This window comes from Alcanivorax sp. HI0044 (assembly GCF_001634945.1).
Window position 1 is genome coordinate 1 of sequence record NZ_LWEZ01001124.1, and the last position, 6,775, is coordinate 6,775.

Below are 6,775 nucleotides of genomic sequence, written 5' to 3' on the forward strand. Positions count from 1 at the left end.
CAAGCCGGATGTGTCCACCATGTGTGTAGGCCAGGCGGCCAGCATGGGGGCCTTCCTGCTTACCGCCGGGGCTGCCGGCAAGCGTTTTGCGCTGCCCAATGCCCGGGTGATGATTCACCAGCCGCTGGGTGGCTTCCAGGGCCAGGCGTCAGACATTGAAATCCACGCCAAGGAAATCCTGAAAATCAAAGGGCAGCTCAACAGCTTGCTGGCTCACCACACCGGCCAGCCCATCGAGCAGCTGGAAAAAGACACTGACCGTGACAACTTCATGAGTGCCGACGAAGCGAAGGAATACGGCATCATTGACGCGGTGTTGAGCCAGCGTCCTGTTTAAATAGGGCGAGTTAGTACAAAAAGTGTCCTAACGGAACGGCAGAGCAGCCCGGCGGGCTTGAAAAACACCGGGCTACCCTGCATCTTCAAAGCAAATACACAGGTTTAGAGGCAATTCGATGACCGATTCCACTGGCAAGGGCGACGACGGCAAACTGCTGTATTGCTCCTTCTGCGGCAAAAGCCAGCATGAGGTCCGCAAACTGATTGCGGGGCCCTCGGTCTTTATCTGCGACGAATGCGTGGATCTGTGTAACGACATTATCCGCGAGGAAGTGCAGGAAGACACCAGCGACACCGATGGTGAGCGCCTGCCCAAGCCCCACGAAATCAAGGACACCCTTGATGAGTACGTGATTGGCCAGGAGCGTGCCAAGAAGGTGCTGGCTGTGGCTGTGTATAACCACTACAAGCGCCTGCGTAGCGGTGGAAAAGGCCGTGACGAAGTCGAGCTTGGCAAAAGCAATATTTTGCTTATCGGGCCTACTGGTAGCGGCAAGACCCTGCTGGCCGAGACCTTGGCGCGGCTGCTCAATGTGCCGTTCACCATTGCCGATGCAACCACGCTCACCGAAGCGGGTTACGTCGGTGAAGATGTTGAAAACATTATCCAGAAACTGCTGCAGAAATGTGACTACGATGTGGACAAGGCCCAGCGCGGCATCGTCTACATCGATGAAATCGACAAGATTTCCCGCAAGTCCGACAACCCGTCCATCACTCGTGATGTGAGCGGCGAAGGCGTGCAGCAGGCACTGTTGAAGCTGATCGAAGGCACTGTGGCGTCTGTGCCGCCTCAGGGTGGGCGCAAGCATCCACAGCAGGAATTCCTGCAGGTGGACACCTCTAACATGCTGTTCATCTGTGGTGGTGCCTTTGCCGGTCTCGACAAAGTGATCCGCGAGCGCTCCGAGAAGGGCGGTATCGGTTTCTCCGCCGAGGTGAAGAGCAAGGACAATACGCGCAATCTGGGCGAGCTGCTGGTCGATGTGGAGCCGGAAGATCTGGTCAAGTATGGCCTGATTCCCGAGTTCATTGGTCGTCTGCCGGTGATCGCGACGCTGGAAGAGCTGAGCGAAGAAGCGTTGATCCAGATTCTCACCGAACCGCGCAATGCGCTGACCAAGCAATACGCGCGTCTGTTTGAAATGGAAGGGGTGGAGCTGGATTTCCGCGACGACGCCCTGCGCGCGATTGCCAACAAGGCCATGGTACGCAAGACCGGTGCCCGTGGTCTGCGCTCGATCCTTGAAGGGGTGCTGCTCGATACCATGTACCAGGTTCCGTCCATGGATAGCGTGGCCAAGGTGGTGATTGATAGCCCGACAATCAAGGGTGAATCCGAACCGTTGTTGATTTATGAAAACAACGAGCAGTCTTCCAAGGTGGCACCGGATTGAGACCCGGGCATGGTCCGGGTCTGTCCTGCTTTCACCTAAGTCATAGAGGCAATACGTGCTGAAAGATATTCCGCTTTTACCGCTGCGTGATGTAGTGGTGTACCCGCACATGGTTATCCCGCTGTTTGTCGGCCGGGAAAAGTCCATTGCGGCTCTTGAAGCTGCCATGGCAGCTGACAAGCAGATCATGCTGGTCGCCCAGCGTAATGCCTCCGACGACGATCCGGGTGTGGACGACATCTACCGGGTTGGTACGGTTTCTACCATTCTGCAATTGCTCAAGCTGCCGGACGGTACCGTGAAGGTGCTGGTCGAAGGCGGCCAGCGTGCCCATGTGGCCAAGGCTGAATTTGGTGAAGAAGGCGCTGTTGCTGATGTGCGCGAGCTGGAAGAAGGGCTCCCGGACGAAAGCGAGCAGGATGCGCTCTCGCGCTCCCTGCAGGGTCAGTTCGAGGATTACGTCAAACTCTCCAAGAAAGTGGCGCCGGAAGTGACCGGCTCCGTTTCTTCCATCGACGAAGTCAGCCGCTTGGCTGACACCATTGCCGCGCACCTGCAGCTCAAGCTGGAGGAGAAGCAGGACGTGCTGGAAATGGTGGACGTGCGCGAGCGTGTTGAACACCTGATCGCGCTGATGGAATCGGACATTGATGTGCTAAAAGTGGAAAAGCGCATCCGTGGCCGGGTGAAAAAGCAGATGGAGAAAAGCCAGCGCGAGTATTACCTGAACGAACAGATGAAAGCCATCCAGAAAGAGCTGGGTGATCTGGAAGACAGTGGTAATGACCTGGACGATCTGGAAAAGAAAATCGACAGCTCGGGCATGCCAAAAGAGGCCCGTGACAAGGCTCAGGCAGAGCTGAACAAGCTCAAGATGATGTCCCCCATGTCGGCGGAAGCCACGGTTGTGCGCGGCTATCTGGACTGGATGACCTCGGTGCCATGGAAAAAGCGCAGCCGGGTGCGTCATGACCTGAATTACGCCAAGGAAGTACTGGACCGGGACCACTACGGTCTGGAAGACGTAAAAGACCGCGTGCTGGAATTTTTGGCCGTACAAAGCCGGGTCGGCAAGGTAAAAGGGCCGGTGTTGTGCCTGGTGGGGCCACCCGGGGTGGGCAAGACTTCACTGGGGCAATCCATCGCCAGTGCCACCAATCGCAAGTTCGTTCGCATGGCGTTGGGTGGTGTCCGTGACGAAGCAGAAATTCGTGGCCATCGCCGGACCTATATCGGCTCTTTGCCGGGTAAGGTTATCCAGAAACTGTCCAAGGTCGGCGTCCGTAACCCGCTGTTTTTGTTCGATGAAGTCGACAAAATGGGCATGGACAACCGGGGTGATCCAGCGTCTGCTCTGCTTGAAGTCCTGGACCCGGAACAGAACGACACGTTCAGCGATCACTATCTGGAAGTGGACTACAATCTCTCTGAAACCCTGTTCATCTGTACGTCCAATTCCATGAATATTCCGGCCCCGTTGCTGGACCGCATGGAAGTGATTCGTCTTCCCGGTTATACCGAGGAAGAGAAGGTCAATATTGCGCTGCAGTACCTGATCCCCAAGCAAATCAAAAACAACGGCCTGAAAAAAGATGAGCTGTTATTTGATGAAGCCGTGTTACGGTACATCGTTCGCCATTACAGCCGGGAGGCTGGCGTGCGTGGGCTGGAGCGTGAAATCAGCAAGATTTGCCGCAAGGTGGTGAAAGAACATTTGCTCACCGGTGAAACGGAAACGGTCACCATGAGTGAAGAGCTGGTTGAGCATTATCTCGGTGTGCGCAAGTTCAGCTTTGGTCGTGCTGAAGAACAGGATCAGATCGGTCAGGTAACCGGCCTTGCATGGACGTCTGTGGGCGGTGAGCTGCTCACCATTGAAAGTGTTTCCACGCCAGGCAAGGGGCGGGTGATTTCTACCGGCTCACTGGGTGATGTAATGCAGGAATCTATCCAGGCTGCGTGGACGGTAGTGAAAAGCCGTGCAGGCACCCTGGGCATTCGCCGCCGGGCACTGGATCGCAACGACCTGCACATGCATGTGCCGGAAGGGGCAACGCCAAAAGATGGCCCCAGTGCAGGTATCGGAATGTGTACGGCCATGGTGTCGGTGTTGACCGGTATTCCGGTGCGTGCGGATGTGGCCATGACCGGTGAAATTACCCTGCGTGGGCAGGTGCTGCCGATTGGTGGCCTCAAGGAAAAGTTGTTGGCTGCCCATCGCGGCGGAATCAAGACTGTATTGATTCCGGAAGAAAATGAGAGGGACCTCAAGGAGATCCCCGACAATATCAAGGCGTCCTTGGACATTCGACCAGTAAAATGGATTGACCAGGTACTTGATGTGGCACTGACTCATCAACCAAATCCGCTTTCCGAAGCGGAGCTGGAAGAGGATTTAGCGCTGGCAGAAGAGAAAAACCAGGAAGGTAACAAACGTCCTAGTACACATTAACGGATCATATTTAAACCTTTTTAAATTGTTGATCTGTATGGTTTTTCAATTGTTTTAACTTGGGTGAGATCGCGCTTCTCCTTTCTTGACGCCCCTGATACCCGTTGGTATAAAGGCGGCTTCGCATAAGGAGAGTGCATCACGCCTCGACCATAAAACCGGGAAAATAGAGAAAGGGGAACTTTGTGAATAAGTCAGAGTTGATTGATGCGATTGCCGCTAGCGCGGATATTTCCAAAGCCGACGCAGGTCGTGCTCTGGATTCTACTTTGGAAGCGGTAACTGGTGCCCTGAAAAAAGGTGACAGCGTTTCTCTGGTAGGTTTTGGTACTTTTGCAGTGAAGCGTCGTGAAGCCCGCGATGGCCGTAACCCGCAAACTGGCCAGACCATCAAGATCGCCGCTGCCAACGTACCGGGCTTCAAAGCCGGTAAGGCACTGAAAGACGCGGTGAACTAAACTGTTTGCAGGAGCGGTAGTTCAGCTGGTTAGAATACCGGCCTGTCACGCCGGGGGTCGCGGGTTCGAGTCCCGTCCGCTCCGCCAGTTTGAGAAAGCGTACTCGTAAGGGGTACGCTTTTTTGCATTTAAGGGAACCTGCAGTCATCCGCCGGTTCTGAATAATAAGATCGAATTTCGAGAGTATCCCTACGGAGTAATTTCATGCAGGAGTTCAGACGGTTTGTCCGCGGTCCCGTGGGCAAGGTCCTGCTTGCCGCAATCATTCTTCCTTTCGTGATTTCCGGCTTTTACGGCTACTTTGTCGGTGGAAGCACAGGCGACGTGGTAGCTGAAGTGGAAGGCAGCAAGATCACACGTAGTGTTGTGAACCAGCGGGTAGAGCGGGTTCGTAACATGCTTCGCGAGCAAAGTCCGAACATGAATCCTGCATTGCTGGATTCATTTGTGCGTCCGGAAATGGTGCTGGATGGCATCGTCAACGAGCAATTGATTCTGGCCGCAGCGGAACAATCCAGCATGGTGTTCAGTGAACAACAGGTTGCTGCCGATATTTACAAGGTGCCGTTGTTCCAGGAAGACGGCAAGTTTTCCGAACAGCGGTTCGAGCGTGAACTGCGCGCCCGCGGGATGAACCCGCAGAGTTACATCCAGGGGTTGCGCCAGGACATGATCAAGGAGCAGTTCCGTGCGGGCTTCATGCAGACGGACTTTTCGCTTCCTTCCGAGCTGAACGAACAGCGTCGTCTGGGGGAGCAGTCCCGCGACATCCGTTATGCGCAACTGGATATCAACTCGCTGCGCAAGCAGTTCAGCGTGTCAGACGAAGAGGTCAAAGCCTTCTATGACGAGAATCAGGGTGAATTCATGCGCCCTGAAGAGTTCAAGGTGTCTTACGTTGAACTGTCTGCAGACAAATATGCCGATCAGGTGAGCGTTACTGACGAGGATGTGAAGGCGGAATACGATGTCCGTAAATCCATCATGGAAGAAGCGGGCGCCGGTGACGCACCACGCCAGGTGTCACATATTCTCATCGAAGTGAACGATGACCGGGATCTTGAACAGGCGAAGGTCCGTGCCCGTGAAGCGGCGAAAGCCATTGCCGGTGGTAAATCCTTTGCAGATGCTGCTGCCCAGTACTCCGACGACTCAGGCAGCGCCCAGTCTGGTGGTGATCTGGGTGTGGTTTCCAAGGGGGCCTTGCCTGAAGAAATGGAAGACGCCATTGCCGAGCTGGCTTCTGACACCGTCTCTGCGCCGGTGGTAACGGACGCCGGGGTCCACCTGATCAAGGTGACTCAGGAGGAGACCGCTCGTGAATTGCCGTCACTGGCGGAGCTGTCGGATCAAATTCGCGCCGACCTGAAAAAAGCCCGTGCCGAAGCGTTGTTGAATGACGATGTGGCGAAGCTGGAAGAGCTGCTCTACGAGCATGCCGATCTACAAAGCCCGGCAGAGCAGGTGGGCACGTCTGTGGTAACTACGGACTGGGTCGACCTGGCGGCGGCTGATGCGCCATTGTCCCTGCCTCAGGTGCAGCAGGCGCTGAACTCTGATCAGGTGCGTGAACAAGGGCACAACAGTGATTTGATCGAAATCGATTCGACCCGCTATATCGCTGTGCGTATCGCAGAGAACAAGTCTGCTGAACCCATGCCCCTGGAGGAAGTCTCTTTCGCTATCCGTGAGCGCCTCAAAGGTGAGCACGCCATGGACAAGGTCCAGCAGCTTAGTGAAGAAGCACAGAAATCCATTGATGATGGTGCTGATCTGGCGGCAGTGGCGGACTTGTTCGAGGTAGAAGTTGAAGAGCAGGAAGGCCTGCAGCGCGGCGGTGCAGAACCGTCCATGGAAGTGGTCAACGGTGCATTCGGTGCGCCGCGTTTCGAAGAAGGAGAGGCCTCTCCTGTAGAGCTGACCCGTCTGGGTGACGGTTCTGTGGTTGCCTACCAGGTAACTCGCGTTGCCGACGGTAATGCCGAACCGTTGAGTGATGCCCAGCAGCAGGCAGCATTGGTTGAACTTGCCAATGTGGAAGGGCAGCGCAATTTCCGTCAGGTGGTTGCCCTGTTACGTGACGAGGGCGATGTGGAGCTCCATCCGTCCCGGTTGAGCGCCAACCAGGG

5 protein-coding genes and 1 tRNA gene are annotated in these 6,775 nt (G+C 55.5%); all 6 read left to right on the top strand.

Features of this window, described 5'->3' with window-relative positions; all coding sequences use genetic code 11:
- Positions 1 to 337: ATP-dependent Clp protease proteolytic subunit (locus A3730_RS13550; protein ID WP_197477481.1), on the top strand; the 337-nt coding region annotated here is incomplete at its 5' end.
- A gap of 118 nt (positions 338 to 455) precedes the next feature.
- Entirely contained in the window at positions 456 to 1,736 is a 1,281-nt protein-coding gene (clpX, locus tag A3730_RS13555; protein ID WP_063519171.1) for an ATP-dependent Clp protease ATP-binding subunit ClpX, read from the top strand.
- A 55-nt stretch (positions 1,737 to 1,791) separates the two neighbouring features.
- Positions 1,792 to 4,188 carry an endopeptidase La gene (gene lon, locus A3730_RS13560; protein ID WP_063538249.1) on the top strand — a complete coding sequence of 799 codons (2,397 nt, stop codon included), beginning with the start codon at positions 1,792 to 1,794 and terminating at the stop codon, positions 4,186 to 4,188.
- A gap of 185 nt (positions 4,189 to 4,373) precedes the next feature.
- Positions 4,374 to 4,646, top strand: a complete 273-nt coding sequence (locus A3730_RS13565; RefSeq protein WP_039925990.1) for an HU family DNA-binding protein — start codon at positions 4,374 to 4,376, stop codon at positions 4,644 to 4,646.
- Positions 4,647 to 4,656: 10 nt separating this feature from the next.
- Positions 4,657 to 4,733: transfer RNA gene (locus A3730_RS13570), tRNA-Asp, on the top strand.
- Between the two features lie 117 nt (positions 4,734 to 4,850).
- Positions 4,851 to 6,775: SurA N-terminal domain-containing protein (locus A3730_RS13575; protein WP_063538251.1), on the top strand; the 1,925-nt coding region annotated here is incomplete at its 3' end.

Coding starts and splice junctions, on each gene's coding strand:
- clpX (WP_063519171.1), top strand. CDS start 456: ATGACCGATTCCACTGGCAAGGGCGACGACGGCAAACTGCTGTATTGC.